Here is a 15,631-nt window from a genome sequence, read left to right on the forward strand (position 1 = left end):
GCGGCCGAGGAGGCTCAGCCGAGCAGCGGGAACCAGCCCGCCGCCTCGCCCAGTTCCCGCCGGTCCCGGTCGGTGAGCGGGAGCCGGCCGGCGGCCTTGAGCAGGAACTCGTGGTCGTCCCAGCCCGACGGGCGTACGGCGTCGTCGCTGAGCAGGCCGTCGACGGTGGCCGTCGCGACGCGGGTGGCCAGCGGGCCGGGGCGCGGCGCGTCGGGCAGGTCCACCACGAGGTCGAGATGGTGGATGACCGCCTCGGTGGTCAGGGTGGCCAGGAAGTCGGGTACCCGCAGCACGTGACCCTGGGTGGCCACGAAGCCGCCGGGATCGCTCGCCGTGGCCGCCCGTACGGCGGCCGGGGCCGTGTCGCACCAGATCCGCACGACCCCGGAGGGGCTGTCGAAGGCGGCGGCGGACCGGCGGACCCAGCGGGCGTGCCGGGCGGCGCCGTCGCCATCGGTCGGTTCGGCACGCCAGTAGCTGACGTCGTCCACATCGGCCGGGCCGGCGGCGGGGGTCGCCAGCGTCACGAGGGCCCGTTGCGCGTCACAGAGCAGGTGGAACAGCAGGTCGTAGACGAGCCAGCCCCGGCACCGGGTCGGTCGTTGCAGGTCGGCGTCGGTCAGGCCGGCGACCGCGGCGGTGACGCCCTCGTACGCCTCGGCCATCGCCTCGTGCTGTGCGACTGCGGTCATGGGATGCAGCTTCGCACGGCCCGGACGCGGCGGCACGACCCCGCGCGCGCCCCGACGCTGCACGGGGCCCGTGGGCACGGCGCGACGCCCGGACACGACCGGCCCGGCGCGCGACGCCGAGCCCCGGCGGGGCCGCCGGCACGGCGGGACGCCAGGACCCGACGGACGCGCGCCGTCACCGTACGCCGTGACGGCCGGCCCGGTGGGCGCCGGACCGGCCGTCGGCGTGGTGACGAAGGTCAGCCGAAGAACTCGTCGAGGAAGCTCTTGTGCTTCTTCCGCCGGTAGTGGCCGTGGTAGCCGTGGTGCTGCCCGTGCCCGTAGGCCGGTGCCGGCGGGTAGCCGTGCGCGGGCGGCGGCGGAGGCGGCACGGCACCGTAGCCCGGCTGGTGCGGGGCGGGCGCCGGGGGCGGCGGAGGCGGCGGGAAGCCGCCCGGCTGGTGGGCGGGCTGACCCGCGGGAGCGGCGGCGGTGGCCTGCTGGCGGTTCCAGTTCGCCTCCGCCTCGAACAGCTTCTCCAGCTCGCCGCGGTCGAGGAAGATCCCCCGGCACTCGCTGCACTGGTCGATGACGACGCCGCTGCGTTCGTACTGGCGCATTTCTCCGTGGCACTTGGGACAGGTGAGGCTCATCACCCGACGGTACCCGGTCGGGTCACGCCGTCGCCGTCAACGTGTCCGTGACCTCCTCGTCGGTGACCTCGTGGAAGTCCTCGTAGTAGGCGCTCACCGCGATGAACTCCACCGGGTGCTGCGCGCAGATCACCTGGTCCGCCTCGGCGCTCAGCATCTCGTACGCCTCCTGCGAGCCGACGGGCACCGCGACCACGACCCGGCGCGCGCCGAGCCGGCGGGCGACCTCGACGGCGGCCCGTGCGGTGGCGCCGGTGGCGAGGCCGTCGTCGACGATGACGGCGGTGCGGCCGGTCAGGTCCAGCGGCGGCCGTCCCGCCCGGTAGAGCTGTTCGCGGCGGTCGAGTTCCGCCTGCTCGCGACGGACGGTGTCGGCGATGTCGTCGGCGTCGAGGCGGCTGGCCACGTGCTCGTTGAGCACCTGCACCCCTCCGGGGCCCAGTGCGCCGAACGCGACCTCGCGGGCCCAGGGCATGCCGAGCTTCCGGATGACCAGGACGTCCAGCGGTGCCGACAGCCGTTCGGCGACCACCTGGGCCACCGGTACGCCGCCGCGCACCAGGCCGAGAACGATGACGTCCGGGTCGCCGATCAGTCCCGTGAGCCGGTCGGCGAGCATCCGGCCCGCGTCGGCACGGTCGCGGTAGGTCGTCATGCCTCAGGTCTACGCCCTGCCGCGCGCCACCGCTCGCGAGTTGCCGGAAAGAGCCGGATCCGTGGCGGCTTGCTCGGGGTCGTGCAGGGCCGGGGCGAGGGCCAGCAGGGCGAGCGGGTAGAGCAGGTACCCGAAGCGGGTCGAGGGCATCAGCGCGATTGCGGCGAGCAGCCCGTACCCGCAGATCAGCGCGGTGGTGGCGGCGGTGCGCGGCGGGCGGAGGGCGAGCCGGACGGCGATGGCCGCGCCCGCCGCGACGAGCAGTCCGGCGGCGATCAGCCGGCCGCCGGGCAGCCCGGTAGCGATGAGGTGCCCGGGGAAGGGCGACTGGGCCGGGCTGGTGACGAGCCCGTGGCCGAGCGGGAAGCGGAGCACGTTCTCGACCAGGGCGTCCCGGTCGACCAGCAGGGCGGGCAGCAGGGCGGCCACGGGCAGCCCGACGGCGCCGGCGGCCACGCGGACGCCGGCCCGCCGGGTGGCGCCCCAGATGATCAGGACGAGGGCGACCGGCCAGGCGAAGAGCTTGAGCGCGCCGGCGAGGCCGACGGCCACCCCGGCGCGGCCGGGCTGGCCGGTGGCGGCGAGCGCGAGGGCCAGCAGGCAGAGCGCGAGGACGGGAAGGTCGTCGCCGCCGGTGGCCAGGGTCAGGGCGCAGATCGGCAGTACGGTGGCGGCCTGCACGGCACGGAGGAGGGCGGGCGTCCGGTGCCGGTCGGCGGTGGCGTCGGTGCGCGGGGCGGTGGCGTCGGTGCGGAGGGCGGCGACGGCGAGGGCGAGGGCCAGCGCGGTGCCGAGCGCGAACCAGACCCGCGCGTCGGTCCACCATCCGTCGGCGGCCGCCCGGGGCAGCCCGAAGAGGGCCATGCCCGGCTGGTAGGGGGTGTAGCCGAGCAGCCGTTCGTCGGCGGGCAGGGCGGCGATGGCGTCGTGGCCGAGGTACGGGGTGCCGTGGTCGACGAGCCGGGCGCCGGCCTGCTCGACGACGAGCACCTCCTCCTGTGCCCGGTCGGTGCGGCCGGCCGCCCGTTCGACGCTCTGGAGCACGAGCGGCAGCAGCGCCGTGGTCACCCAGGTGACGAGGGTGACCGCCCAGCGGGCCGGCAGCGAGACGAGCGGCGAGCCCGGGTCGTGGCGGCGGACGAGCAGTTGCGCGGTGGCGGCGAGCGCGGCGACGAGGTAGCCGATCGCCGCCGTGCCGCCCCACGCCCGGTGCGGCAGCAGCGTCGAGGTGGCGGCGGTGAGCGCGGCGAAGCCCGCGGACCCGGCGTACAGGGCGAGGTCGAGGGCGAGGCCGCCGGCGGCGGAGTCGAGGGCCCGCCAGCCCCGGCGGCGGGCGGTCGGGGCAGCGGCGGTCACGCGGGCAAGTGTGTCAGACGGCCGCCGTGCCCTGGGTACGCGTGCGGGTCAGGCGGGGAGGTGGGGGCGCTGCTCCCGGCCGCGACCGGCGGTGCGGCGTCCGGGGGCGAGGCGGATGACGGCGCCGGAATCGTGCAGCGGGGCGGCCAGCAGGCCGGGGCTGCCGCCGGCGCCGCGGTGCAGCGCCGCCAGGAGCGTGCCGACGGGCATCGGCCGGGCGAACAGGTGTCCCTGGCCGCTGGCGCAGCCCTGCTCCCAGAGCGCCCGCCGCTGCGGCTCGCTCTCCACCCCCTCGGCCACGACGGTCAGGTCGAGGCTGCGGCCGAGGTCCAGGGTGGAGCGGATGACGGCGGCGGCCTCGGCGGAACTCTCCATGGCGGTCACGAAGCTGCGGTCGATCTTCAGCTCGTGGACGGGGATCCGGGAGAGCAGGCTCAGCGACGAGTACCCGGTGCCGAAGTCGTCGAGGGCGAGGCGTACGCCCTCGTCGCGGAGCCGGCTGAGCACCCGGTCCACGACGTCGAGCTGGCTGAGGGTGAGGGTCTCGGTGAGTTCGAGCACCAGCCGGTCCGGGGGCAGGTCGTGGGCGCGGAGCCGGGCGAGCACGGAGCCGGGGAAGCGGGCGTCGAGCAGGCTGCGCGGGGAGACGTTGACGGCCACGGGTACGTCGAAGCCGGCCTCCCGCCAGGTGGTGGCGGCGATGAGCGCCTGGTCGAGGATCGCCTCGGCGAACGCCGGCAGCAGGCCGGACCGCTCGACGGCGTCGAGGAAGCGCAGCGGGTCGATGATCCCGTGGGTGGGGTGGTGCCAGCGGGCGAGCGCCTCGGCGCCGGTGATCTGGCCGGTGCCGAGGTCGACGATGGGCTGGAAGTTCACCGTGAACTCGTGGTCGGCGACCGCGCGTGGCAGGTCCCCGCCGAGGGTGAGCCGGCCGAGGTCGGCGGTGTCCCGGGTCGGCGCGTACGTGGAGATGCGCTGGCCGGCACGCTTGGCCTGGTACATGGCCACGTCGGCGCGGCGGAGCAGTTCCGCCATCCCGCCGCTGGCCGGGGCGGCCGCGATGCCGCCGCTCGCCTCGACGCTGATCCGCATGCCGTCCAGGTCGAACGGCTCGTGCAGCGCGGCGAGCAGGCTCTCCGCCCGGTGCGCGGCGACCGCGGGCGCGGGCAGGCCCCGCAGGAGTACGGCGAACTCGTCACCGCCCAGCCGGGCCACCAGGTCGTTGCCGTGGGCGGCGCCGCGCAGCCGCTCGGCCACCTGCACGAGCACCTGGTCACCGGCGGCGTGCCCGAGCGTGTCGTTGACCTCCTTGAAGTGGTTGAGGTCGATGAGGACCAGCGCGGTCACGCCCTCGGCGTGCCGGATGCCGAGCTGCGCGGCGCCCTCGTCGAGGAGGTGCCGCCGGTTCGCCAGGCCGGTCAGGGCGTCGTGCGTGGCGGCGTGGGCGTGCTCCTCGGCGACCCGGGCCAGCTCCGCGTACGCCTGGGCGTTGCGGACGGCGGTGCACAGCGCCGAGGCGAACGTGCGCAGCGTGTACCGCTCCCGCTCGGACAGTTCCACGACGCCGCGGAAGCGCAGCCGCAGGACGCCGACATCGGCGGTCCGGTCGCGCCCTTCCAGCGCGGCGGGGACCACGGTGCCGTCGACGGTCGTGGGCTCGTCACCCGACCCGTCGTACGTGATGGCGCCGCCGGCGTCGCCGCGTACCGTCCGGCCGCCGTCGCGTAGCGCGATCTCCACCTCGTCGGCGGAGAAGAGTTCGGCGGCCTGGGTGACCGCGGTGCGGAGGACGTCGTCCAGGTCCACGACGTTGAGCGCGTCGGTGGCGCGGGCGAGATGCTGCCACGCTTCCTGTTCGGCGCGTCCCCTGATCCGGGCCGAGTACGCCACGTGCAGGCTGAGCACGAGCGGAGGCACGGCCAGCAGGAGCCGGGGGTCCGCCCGGATGATGAGCAGGATGCAGACGGCCACGACGAAGCGGGCGCCGAACCCGATCAGCCGGAGGTCGAGGTTGCTGCGGAACTGGCGGGCGATGCCGTTGCCCGACGCGAGGGCGATGACCGGCATGGCGAGCAGGTCGTCCAGCAGCGCGGCGACCAGGTACACCGCGCCGAGGACGACGACGATCTGCAGGAACCCCCGCGGTGGCCAGCGGTCACCGAGGAGCAGGATCAGGGCGGTGGCGCCTCCTGCGACGAGCGTGTGCTTCGCGATCCCGAATGCGGTCTTGATGGCGGACAGGCGGGTCAGGAACGACGCGCAGGCGATGCCCACTCCGGTGGAGAGGATCACCCAGGACGCCGGCGCGATCGCGAGCCCGAGGACGATCGCGGTCTCCACCCAGGCGATGGCGAAGGTGGTGGACCGGATCCTCAGCGGCGCCTTGACGACGGCTCCGAGAGCGATCATCAGGGCGAGGGCGCAGATCGTGGAGGCGTCGCGAACCGATCGCGGCGGGTCGTGCCGGAGGGCGACCGCGGCGCTCAGCGCCACGGCGGCGGCCGAGGCCACCAGCACTCCGACCAACACCAGTAGGCGTCGGTCGGTTTCCTGGTGACCATCCGCCGTCCGGCTCACGCATCCTCATCCGTTGCCGACCGTCAGTATCCGACGACCGGCAGCGTACCCCGCGTGTCACGGGCTGGTAAGAGCTCAGGTCCACTCGGTGCTGCGCATGGCAGGTCCTCCTCGCGAATCGCCGGGGTCCCCCGGAAGCTTTCTGCGGCGAGCGTAGGAGAGATAGCGGCGGATACGGAAGCATTTATGTCGGTATGCGCAGAATAAGTCAAGCGAAGGCGGATCTGTTACGTTCTGTCCGCAAGCCTGAGCGGAGCGCGCCTAACCCATTCTCCGAAATCAGAAGCTGTATCGGGGGCGTTGCCGCGCGTTAACAGTGAGTTGCTCCAACAGTGTCCCGCAGGTGGCCGGAACCTTCATCCACGGAACGGTTCATCCGGTCCTCCGCCGAGTTGTATGGAACGGAAGAGCGCAGGTCGGAGACTGTGCGTCGCGCGTACGGACACCCCGAGCGACGTTCCCTTCCCTATGCTCCGAGGCGTGATCATGTGAATACCCAATTGCCGGCAAAGCAGAGGGAACGGTGGAGATTCACGTTCTGGGCGGCCTGGTGGTGCAACTTTCCTCAGGCACGCTGCAGCTGGGAACGCCGAAACAGCGCACAGTTCTTGCGATGCTCGCGACGCATCCGGGACAGCTCGTGACCGTCGCCGAACTCGTGGATGAACTGTGGCCCGAGGAGCCCCCTCGGTCCGCCGTTCCGAACGTGCGTACGTACGCCGCCAATCTGCGGCGGAACTTCGAGACGGTGGACGCCGCCGCGGGCGTTCTCGTGCGCCAGGCGAACGGCTACCGCTTGCGCGTCGAACGGGACCAGGTCGACATCCACTGTTTCGAGACCGAGTACCGGCAGGCCCGCGCCCTGTTCGACGAGGGCCTGCTCGATCGGGCCGCGGAGGTGCTGGAACGGGCGGTGGGACGGTGGCGGGGACCGATGCTCGCCGGCGTGCCGGTCGGACCCGTGCTGGCCGCACGGACGGCCGCCGCCGAGGACGAACGGCTCCAGGCCACGGAGCTGCTGGCCGACGCGTGGGTACGGACGGGGCGGGAGGAACGGGCCGTGCCCGTCCTCCGCGAGCTGCTCGCTCTCCACCCGCTGCGGGAGTCCGCCCACCTGCTCCTCATGCGCGCGCTCCACCAGCGCGGCGACCGCGCGGGGGCGGTCGCCGCGTACGAGAGTGCGCGTGCGGCGCTCCGCCGTGAGCTCGGCATCGAGCCCGCCGCGGAACTGCGGCTCCTGCGGCGCGCCATCGACCACGCGGACGAGACGTCCCGCGCCGACGTCGCGGCACCCCGGCAGCGCAGATCCACGAGCGGCAACGCCGGGGCGCCCCGGGCGGAGGGCGCGCGGGTCGGAGGCGGCGGCTGGCTACCGCGACCGGTCACCGACTTCGTGGGCCGCGACGGTGCCATCGAGCGGTTGCTCGCCGAGACGGCGAGGGTGGAGGCGTCCGCGTCCGTCGTGCACGTGATCGACGGGATGGCCGGCAGCGGCAAGACGACGCTCGCCGTGCACGTGGCCCGCCGGCTCGCCGACCGCTACCCGGACGCCCCGCTCTTCATCGACCTGCGCGGACACGGCGGCGAGAAGCCGATCGACCCGAGCACCGCGCTCGCCACCCTGCTCCGGCAGCTCGGCGTGCCCAATCCGCAGATCCCCGCGGAGCTGGCGGACCGGGTGGAGCTGTGGCGACGGGAACTGGCTCGCCGCCGCTGTGTGGTCGTCCTCGACAACGCCGCCGGTGGGGAGCAGGTCCGTCCGCTGCTCCCGACGCTGCCGGGCACGGTGGTCATCGTGACCTCGCGCCGACGCCTCGCCGGCCTGGACGTGGGACCACCCGAGTCCCTGCCGGTCATGACGACCGAGGAAGGGCTCGCACTGCTCGCGCGGACCGCCGGCCGGGACCGGGTGGACGCCGAGCCGGACGCCGCCCGCGAGGTCGTCCGCCGCTGCGGCCACCTGCCGCTGGCGATCCGGCTGGCCGGTTCCCGGCTGACCCGGCGTCCCAGCTGGAGCCTCACCCATTTCGCGCGGCTGCTCGGTGACGACGCCAGCGCGCTCGGGCAGCTGTCCGAGGCCGACCGCTCGCTGGCCGGTGTCTTCGCGACGTCCTACGACCCGCTGAGCACGGCCGCGAAGCGGCTGTTCCGACTGTTCAGCCTGCATCCCGGGAACCGGGTCACCGCCGCCATGGCGGCGGCGCTGGCCGGGCTGTCGCTCGACGCCGCCGACCGGGCCCTCGACGAACTGGTCGACGGGCACCTGGTCGACGAGGTGGAGACCGGCCGCTACCGCATGCACGACCTGCTCCGGCAGTACTCGTCGGAGCTGTCGGCGCGCGTCGACCCGGCGGAGGAGCGACGGTCGGCCCTGCGCGAACTGCTCGACTTCGTGCTGCACGCGTCGCTGCGGTCGGCCGAGCTGCTCGAACCCGACTTCATCCGGGCGCAGGTGTCGCCGCCACCCCCGCGCCGTCCCGACCTCCTCGACGCGGTCGGAACCCCGCCGGTGGAGTGGTTGGAGCGGGAACGGGCGGAACTGGTCGCGCTCGTCGTCCGCGCCCGGGAGAGCGCCCACCACGCCCACGCCTGGCGTCTGGCGCGCGTCCTCTGGCGGTTCTGCTACATGCGCGCGTACTTCGACGACATCCTCCTCACCCACCGGCACGGGCTCGCGGCGGCCGAGGCCGCGGGCGAGGCGCCCGCCGTCGCCTGCATGAACAACTACATGGCCTCCGCCTACGTCCGGACCGGCGACTACGCGGCGGCCCTCGCCCACGTGAGTCGGGCCGTCGCGATCTGCGAACGCATCGGGGACCGGCAGAACCTGTTCCGCTACCGCGCCAACCTCCTGGTGGTCTACCTGTTCCGCGGCGACGTCCACGAGGCGGTGGTGGTCGGTCTGGAGAGCCTGCGGGACTCGCGCGCCAGTGGACACGACATCACCATCGGCCTGCCGAACATCGGCCTGGCCCTCGCGGCGTGCGGCCGCTACGAGGACGCTCTCCGGATCCACCGCCTGCACCTGCACTGGGCCCGGATCGGCCGGGACTACTTCCACATCCAGAACGCCCTGGCCCACATCGGCGGGGTGAAGGTGCGTCTGGGCCGGCACCACCAGGCGATCCGGTTGCTGCGGGCGTCGCTGGCGCTGCGGGACCGGACCGGGCACCGGTACGCCGAGGCGGAGGTCCGCATCGACCTGGGCGCCGCGTACCGGGCGCTCGGCCGGCTGGCCGAGGCGGAGCGGGAGCACGAACTCGCCCTCGTCCTGGCGACCGACTCCGGTGAACGCCACGTCGAGGCGGCCGCGTTGAACGGGCTGGGGCGGACGCTCGCGGCCGCCGGCCGGGACGACGAGGCCGCCGAGCGGTACCGGGCCGCGCTGCGACTGGCCACCCGGATCCGGTCGCCGTACGAGCAGGGGCGCGCGCTGGCGGGGCTCGCGGCGCACTTCGCGCGTACGGACCCGGTGGAGGCACGCCGGCACGGCGAGCGGGCGCTGGCCATCTTCCGGTGGATGGGTGTGCCGGAACGCCGCGAGGTGGAGCGCTGCCTTGCCGAGGTGGCCGCTGCACCGGTGGCGGTCGAGCCGGCCCCCGTACCGGGTGCCGCCGAGCCGCCGGATCCGCGCTGACCTGCGGCGGCGGGCTTATCGAATTCTTATCGGCGGCGTCGATAGGGTCTGCCGCGTTCGGTGAACGGGGGAGGTTCTGGCGTGCGTTCAGAACCGGGTCGCCGAAACGCCCGCCGCCCGGGTCCCCCCAGCGACTGAGCGGCGGGTCACGAGGGAGGGGCGGCGCCTGCCGTGCGGCCGCGCGGACAGCACCTTCGCGCGGTGCGCACCGGTGCCGCTCCTCCCCACCCGGGGCCTCCTGGCGGCCCCGTTCCGTCCCCGCCGGAGGGTAGGCTCGCGGCCGTGACCGAATCCGCGCAGCTGACCGGCCCCGCGCAGCTCAGCCACGTCGACGCCGCGGGCGCCGCACGCATGGTCGACGTCTCGGCCAAGGCCGCGACCGGGCGGTCGGCGGTCGCCGCCGGCCGGCTGCGCACCACCGCCGAGGTCGTCGAGCTGCTGCGCCGCGACGGCCTGCCGAAGGGTGACGCGCTGGCCGTCGGGCGGCTCGCCGGCATCATGGGCGCGAAACGCACGCCCGACCTGATCCCGCTCTGCCACCCGATCGCGCTGCACGGCGTGACCGTGGAGCTCGAACCCACGGTCGACACCGTCGAGATCACCGCGACGGTGCGCACCGCCGACCGGACAGGCGTCGAGATGGAGGCCCTGACCGCTGTCGCGGTCGCCGGCCTCGCCCTGATCGACATGGTCAAGGCGGTCGACCCGGCGGCGTCCGTGGAGGCGGTTCGCGTGCTGCGCAAGGAGGGCGGCAAGACCGGCGAGTGGGTCCGTCCGGAGGACCGGCCGTGATCCGGGCACGGGTGATCGTGGCGTCCAACCGGGCCGCCGCCGGGGTCTACGCCGACACGAGCGGCCCGCTGCTCGTGGCCGGCCTGCGCGAGCTGGGCTGCGAGGTCGACGAGCCCGTGGTCGTGCCCGACGGCGAACCCGTGGGCACGGCGTTGCGGGCCGCCCTCGCCGACGGGGTCGACGTCGTGCTGACCAGCGGCGGCACCGGGATCACCCCGTCCGACCGGACGCCCGACGTGACCCGGGAACTGCTCGACTACGAGATCCCCGGCATCGCGGAGGCGATCCGCGCCCACAGTCGTGACCGCGTCCCCACGTCGGCGCTCTCCCGGGGGCTGGCCGGCGTGGCCGGGCGGATGCTCGTCGTCAACCTGCCCGGCTCGACCGGCGGCGCCCGCGACGGCCTGGCCGTGCTCGGGCCGATCCTCACGCACGCCGTCGACCAGCTACGCGGCGGCGACCACCCCACGAGCCTCCAACCCGGCCCCCACGGCGCCGGCTCCCGGTGATCATGAGGTTGTCGCCGCGACACGCCGATGCGCGTGACGACAACGTCATGATCGACGCAGTGGGACGTGTGGACCGGTGGGCGCCGGGCAGCACCCTCGGCCGGCGCCCGCGCCGGGGAGGTCCGGCGTGGTCACTGGCCCGGCACGGTGTCCGCCCTCCGGATAGGCTCGTCCGGTGAGCACGGAAACCGCAGCGGCGGCCGCGCGGACCGCCGCATCCGCGCCGGCCGACTGGGCACAGGCGCGCTCCGACGCGTACGCGGCCGGTCTCGCCGCCGCGCTTCCGGTGGCCGGACGGCCGCTCGTCGAGACCGACGGGCTGACCCTCGCCGAGCCGCTGACCACGCGCACCGATCTGCCGGCCTTCCCCACGTCCAGCGTGGACGGCTGGGCCGTACGCGGCTCCGGGCCCTGGCGGGTCGTCGGCCGGGTGCTCGCCGGCGGCACACCGCCGCCGCTCACGGAGGACGGCACGACCGTCGAGATCGCCACCGGCGCGATGGTGCCGGACGGCGCCACGGCGGTGCTGCGGATCGAGGAGTCCGACCGGACGCCGGACGGCCTGGTCAGCGGCACGCCCCGCAGCACGCCGGAGTGGCGGAGGCCGGGCGAGGAGGCGTACGCCGGTGAGGAGCTGCTTCCCGCCGGCACGCCGGTGGACCCGGCGGTGATCGGCCTGGCCGCCTCCTGCGGGCACGACACGCTGCGGGTCCGGCGTGCGCCGCGCGCCGCGCTGCTGGTCTTCGGCGACGAACTCCTGACCGCCGGCCCGCCCGGCGCGGGCCGGGTGCGCGACGCGCTCGGCCCGGCGCTGCCGTCCTGGCTGCGCCGCTACGGCTGCGAGATCACGCCCGCCGACGTGGTGGGCCCGGTGGCCGACACGCTTCCCGCCCACGTGTCGGCGCTGCGCACGGCGCTGGCGCGGGCCGACCTCGTGTGCACGACCGGCGGCACCATGCACGGCCCGGTCGACCACCTGCACCCCGCGCTGGCCGAGCTGGGCGCCGAGTACGTCGTCAACACGGTGGCCGTCCGGCCGGGCTTCCCCATGCTGCTCGCCCGCCTGACCGGGCCCGACGGGCGGGTCCGTTTCGTGGCCGGCCTGCCGGGCAACCCGCAGTCGGCCATCGTCGCGTTGGTCTCCCTCGTGGCGCCGCTGCTCGCCGGCCTCCAGGGCCGCCCGATGCCGGCGCTGCCGCACGCCACGCTGGCCGAGCCGGTGCCCGGGCGCGGCGACTACACCCATCTCGCGCTGGTCCGGCTGGACCGGGCCGCCGGCAGCGCCCACCCGGTGCGGCACGTCGGCTCGGCCATGCTGCGCGGGCTCGCCGGCGCGGACGGCTTCGCGGTGATCGCTCCGGGGACCACCGGCGAGCCGGGTGCCCGCGTGCCGGTCGTACCCCTGCCGCTGCTGCCCGGGGAGCGTGCCTCGTGACCGCACCGACCCTCGCGTACGGCGAGGTCACCGACCAGCCGCTCGACCTCGCCGCGCACGAGGCGGCGGTCGCCGACCCGCGCGCCGGCGCCGTGGTCTCCTTCCAGGGCGTGGTCCGCGACCACGACCACGGCCGGGCCGTGACGAGCCTGGAGTACGAGGGACACCCGAGCGCCGAGCGCATCCTGCGGGAGGTCGCCGCGGAGATCGCCGCCGACCCCGAGGTGTACGCCGTCGCCGTGTCGCACCGGATCGGTCCCCTCGCCATCGGCGACGTGGCGCTGGTCGCCGCGGTGAGCACCGCCCACCGGGCCGCCGCGTTCGCCGCCTGCGCCCGCCTCGTCGACGAGGTGAAGGCGCGGCTGCCGATCTGGAAGCGGCAGGTCTTCGCCGACGGCACCGAGGAGTGGGTCAACTGCCCCTGACGGGGCGCGCCGGCGGCGGCCGTCAGCGGCGGGCGCCCACGACGACCCGGCTCATCCGGTCGGTGTAGAAGACCGGTTCGGCGCCCGGCCGCCAGGGCAGCGCGGCGACCAGGACGATGAGGGCCACCGCCAGCGAGTTCTCCATGAGCGCGCCGAAGAGGCCGTCCTGGTAGTGGGACACCTCCGGCAGCTGGTGCTCGTACGGCCAGATAGGCGAGACAAGGAAGAGCAGGTAGAGCCCGATGGCGGCGACGCCGTGGCGTAGCCCGGTCAGCGTCGGGTACCAGATCGGAGGGCGCAGCCCGTTCACGCCGGGCAGCGCGCCGTTGGTGGCGGCCTGCCCGGCGCGGTGCGCCAGCCCCCGGCTCGCCTCGCGGCGGCGTACGGCCGCGTCGGCCAGGATGATGATCGCCGGCACCACGAAGACGAGGTGGTGCGTCCAGGAGATCGGGCTGATCACGTTGGCGGTGAGCCCGACCAGCGTGAACGCGGTCAGCTCGTCACCGTCGGCGTGCGCGTTGGAGGCGCGCGACAACCCGAGCGCGAGGATCAGCACGGAGAACGAGAACCAGAGCAGGCCCGGCGTCTCGATCGAGTCGTAGAGGCGGGCCAGCAGCCCGGCCAGGGACTGGTTCGGCGTCATGTCGGCCGCGCCGACCCGCTCGGTCTGCCACAGCACGCTGCCGAAGTACGTGCGGGACTCGGCGCCCACGATCGCGAAGGTGCCGATCGTGACCCCGATCGTGGTGGCGATCGCCGTGGTGGCCGCCCGCCACTGCCGGGTGATCATCAGGTAGACGATGAAGAGGGCCGGCGTGAGCTTCACGGCGGTGGCCAGCCCGATGCCGGCGCCCGCCCAGGCGCCGCTGTAGACGAAGCGCAGCAGCGGGCCGTCCTCGTCGGAGACGTGCGTGCCACGGCGGGAGCGCCAGCGCAGGCCGATGAGGTCGGCCATCACCAGCGCGAAGAGCAGCAGGTTGACCTGGCCGTAGCCGAGGGTCTCCCGGCCCGGTTCGATGGCGGCGGCGAGCGGCACGGCGAGCGCGACCGTGAACCACAGGGGCCAGCCGAGCCGGTCCACGATCGGGCGGAGCAGGCCGGCGAGCACGATGGCCAGGGCGCCGAGGCTGGCCAGCGCGTTGACCATGCCGGCGGCCTCCACGGGCAGGTGCGCCATCGGCAGCATCACCAGGCCGGCGAACGGCGGGTAGGTGAACCCGAGGGTGGTGTCGGGGGCGACGAACTCGTAGAGCTCGTGTCCGGTCGCCCACCACACCACGGCGCCGTGGTAGATCTTCATGTCGAAGAAGGTGTACGGGCGGCCGAAGGCCTTCACGGCGAGCCACGCGGCGTACGCGACGGCCACGACGACGCCGATCCGTACGACCGTCCTGCGATCGATCCCGCTCGTCACGCGTCGGACGGTGGCGAGGCGGTCCGCCCGTCTCCCGACGGTCGCCGGCATGGCGTGGCCACCCCCGTACCAAGCTCGTCCTACCCGTCCAGGTCCCGCACGGAGCCTAGAACGGCGCCTCACGTTGATGCCTCCCGCGTTATGCGACCGTGTCCGATCCCACACATGTTTTTGACATTTCCACCGCGTTAACGCCTACCGGGCGGTTCAGGTGATTCGCGGTGTTGAGCGGGGGGTGGAACTCGTGAGGGGGGTATCGACGCAGGTCAGCCGGGGAAACGGCGCGCGGTGCTCGTGGCGCGGGCGGCGGCGAGCCGTGCCTCCCGGCGCGCCGTGCGGACGGCCCGCTTCATGGACCGTCGCGAGTGGTCCACGCGGTGCCCCGCACGCCAGCGCAGCCCGGGCTTGCCCTGCGTGTCGACGGCCGCGAGCAGGAGTCCGCCGAGGAGCCCCAGGTTCTTCAGGAAGTGCACCTGGTTGTTGTTGCGGGCCGCGGGGTCGTCGTTGTTCCAGAAGGGATGCCCGGCGATCGTCGTCGGCACGAGCGTCCCGGCCAGCAGGAGCGCCGCCGGCCGGACGAACTTGCCGGTGGCGAACATCAATCCGGCGCCGACCTGCACCGCAGCATTGGCTCGGATCAACGTCTCGGTGTCGGTCGGGAGGCGCGGGTTGGCCCGCTCGATCAGAGGCGTCACCCGATCGGTGACCGGTTTGGCGGCCGGCACCAGCCGCCCCGGGTTCATGAAGTTGCGGTACCCGCTGACCACGAAGATGCCGCTCAGCATGGCGCGGGCGAGGGAGCGCACGGGTGTCATGGCTCAGTCATACCCCGTCGCGGCCCCGGCCACCCCGGTATCCACCGAACGGTATCGGCGGGTGTTTACGTCACGCCACGCCGAATCGAGCGACCGTCGCGGATGGACGGGCTCCGGCGGGTAACGTCGCGCGCGTGACCACGCTGCGGCTGCGACCCGAGGACCCGGCCGACACCGGCCCGGTCCGGCGGGTGCTCGCGGCCGCCTTCGCGCGCCCGGACGTGACCACCCCACCCGAGGTGGTGCTGGTCGACGAGCTGCGTGGCTCGGACGCGTGGATCCCCGAACTCGCCATGGTCGCCGAGTACGGCGGCGAGGTGGTCGGATACGCGCTGCTGACCCGCGTACGGGTGAAATCCGAACAGGGAGCGGCGCCGGCGCTGGCCCTCGGCCCGGTGGCGGTGGCGCCGCACCGGCAGCGGGTGGGGCACGGCACGGCCGTGGTGCAGGCGGCCCTCGACGCCGCCACCGAGCTGGGTGAGCGCCTCGTCGTGGTGCTCGGCAGTCCCGCCTACTATCGGCGCTTCGGCTTCGGCCGGGCCGACCGGATGGGCCTGACGAGCCCCTGGTCCGGGCTGGGCGAGCCCTGGCAGGCGCTGGTGCTGCCGCCGGCGACCAGCGACGCCGCCCCGCCGCCGAGGGGCGAGGTCGTCTTCCCGCCGCCCTGGTCCAAGGTCTGACCGGCCGGGCCG

The 15,631-nt window shown here is 74.5% G+C and carries 13 protein-coding genes; 6 read left to right on the plus strand and 7 right to left on the minus strand.

Annotated elements, in window-relative coordinates; genetic code table 11:
- Nucleotides 1-14: 14 nt before the first annotated feature.
- The 5 genes from OG994_RS24945 to OG994_RS24965 all read right to left on the minus strand — a co-directional run bounded on the left by OG994_RS24945 (nucleotide 15) and on the right by OG994_RS24965 (nucleotide 5,912).
- Nucleotides 15-692 (minus strand): maleylpyruvate isomerase N-terminal domain-containing protein, encoded by a 678-nt coding sequence (locus OG994_RS24945; protein WP_328851143.1) that lies wholly within the window; start codon nucleotides 690-692, stop codon nucleotides 15-17.
- 239 nt (nucleotides 693-931) lie between these two features.
- On the minus strand, nucleotides 932-1,327 hold the full coding sequence (locus tag OG994_RS24950) for a TFIIB-type zinc ribbon-containing protein (RefSeq protein ID WP_328851144.1): 396 nt from the start codon (nucleotides 1,325-1,327) through the stop codon (nucleotides 932-934).
- A gap of 19 nt (nucleotides 1,328-1,346) precedes the next feature.
- Nucleotides 1,347-1,979, minus strand: a complete 633-nt coding sequence (locus tag OG994_RS24955; RefSeq protein ID WP_328851145.1) for a phosphoribosyltransferase — start codon at nucleotides 1,977-1,979, stop codon at nucleotides 1,347-1,349.
- Between the two features lie 9 nt (nucleotides 1,980-1,988).
- Complete coding sequence (locus OG994_RS24960; RefSeq protein WP_328851146.1) at nucleotides 1,989-3,335, minus strand: glycosyltransferase family 87 protein; 1,347 nt, start codon at nucleotides 3,333-3,335, stop codon at nucleotides 1,989-1,991.
- A 48-nt stretch (nucleotides 3,336-3,383) separates the two neighbouring features.
- Nucleotides 3,384-5,912, minus strand: coding sequence for a putative bifunctional diguanylate cyclase/phosphodiesterase (locus tag OG994_RS24965; RefSeq protein WP_396843773.1), 2,529 nt, complete (start codon nucleotides 5,910-5,912; stop codon nucleotides 3,384-3,386).
- A gap of 553 nt (nucleotides 5,913-6,465) precedes the next feature.
- Between OG994_RS24965 and OG994_RS24970 the strand changes: the two genes are divergently transcribed.
- From OG994_RS24970 to OG994_RS24990, 5 genes are all read left to right on the plus strand, one after another.
- Nucleotides 6,466-9,549 (plus strand): AfsR/SARP family transcriptional regulator, encoded by a 3,084-nt coding sequence (locus OG994_RS24970; RefSeq protein ID WP_328853788.1) that lies wholly within the window; start codon nucleotides 6,466-6,468, stop codon nucleotides 9,547-9,549.
- A 300-nt stretch (nucleotides 9,550-9,849) separates the two neighbouring features.
- The gene (gene moaC, locus OG994_RS24975) at nucleotides 9,850-10,341 is read left to right on the plus strand and encodes a cyclic pyranopterin monophosphate synthase MoaC (RefSeq protein WP_328853789.1); all 492 of its coding nucleotides are present in this window, start codon (nucleotides 9,850-9,852) and stop codon (nucleotides 10,339-10,341) included.
- Nucleotides 10,338-10,850: a MogA/MoaB family molybdenum cofactor biosynthesis protein gene (locus OG994_RS24980; RefSeq protein WP_328851147.1), complete on the plus strand. Its 513-nt coding sequence runs from the start codon at nucleotides 10,338-10,340 to the stop codon at nucleotides 10,848-10,850. The genes moaC and OG994_RS24980 overlap by 4 nt, the downstream gene beginning before the upstream one ends.
- Before the next feature lie 175 nt (nucleotides 10,851-11,025).
- The gene (locus OG994_RS24985; RefSeq protein ID WP_328851148.1) at nucleotides 11,026-12,285 is read left to right on the plus strand and encodes a molybdopterin molybdotransferase MoeA; all 1,260 of its coding nucleotides are present in this window, start codon (nucleotides 11,026-11,028) and stop codon (nucleotides 12,283-12,285) included.
- The gene (locus tag OG994_RS24990) at nucleotides 12,282-12,710 is read left to right on the plus strand and encodes a molybdenum cofactor biosynthesis protein MoaE (protein ID WP_120328352.1); all 429 of its coding nucleotides are present in this window, start codon (nucleotides 12,282-12,284) and stop codon (nucleotides 12,708-12,710) included. Before OG994_RS24985 ends, OG994_RS24990 begins: the two co-directional genes overlap by 4 nt.
- A 22-nt stretch (nucleotides 12,711-12,732) precedes the next feature.
- Here the strand turns inward: OG994_RS24990 and OG994_RS24995 are convergent, their stop codons facing one another.
- Both OG994_RS24995 and OG994_RS25000 read right to left on the minus strand, forming a co-directional pair.
- Nucleotides 12,733-14,175, minus strand: a complete 1,443-nt coding sequence (locus OG994_RS24995; protein WP_120328353.1) for a glycosyltransferase 87 family protein — start codon at nucleotides 14,173-14,175, stop codon at nucleotides 12,733-12,735.
- A 215-nt stretch (nucleotides 14,176-14,390) separates the two neighbouring features.
- Nucleotides 14,391-14,939: a DoxX family protein gene (locus OG994_RS25000; protein WP_120328354.1), complete on the minus strand. Its 549-nt coding sequence runs from the start codon at nucleotides 14,937-14,939 to the stop codon at nucleotides 14,391-14,393.
- A 134-nt stretch (nucleotides 14,940-15,073) separates the two neighbouring features.
- On the opposite strand from OG994_RS25000, the gene OG994_RS25005 reads away from it, so the two are divergent.
- Entirely contained in the window at nucleotides 15,074-15,619 is a 546-nt protein-coding gene (locus tag OG994_RS25005) for a GNAT family N-acetyltransferase (protein WP_120328355.1), read from the plus strand.
- The last annotated feature ends 12 nt before the right edge of the window (nucleotides 15,620-15,631 follow it).

The sequence above is a fragment of the Micromonospora globbae genome (assembly GCF_036184225.1).
Lineage (GTDB): Bacteria > Actinomycetota > Actinomycetes > Mycobacteriales > Micromonosporaceae > Micromonospora > Micromonospora globbae.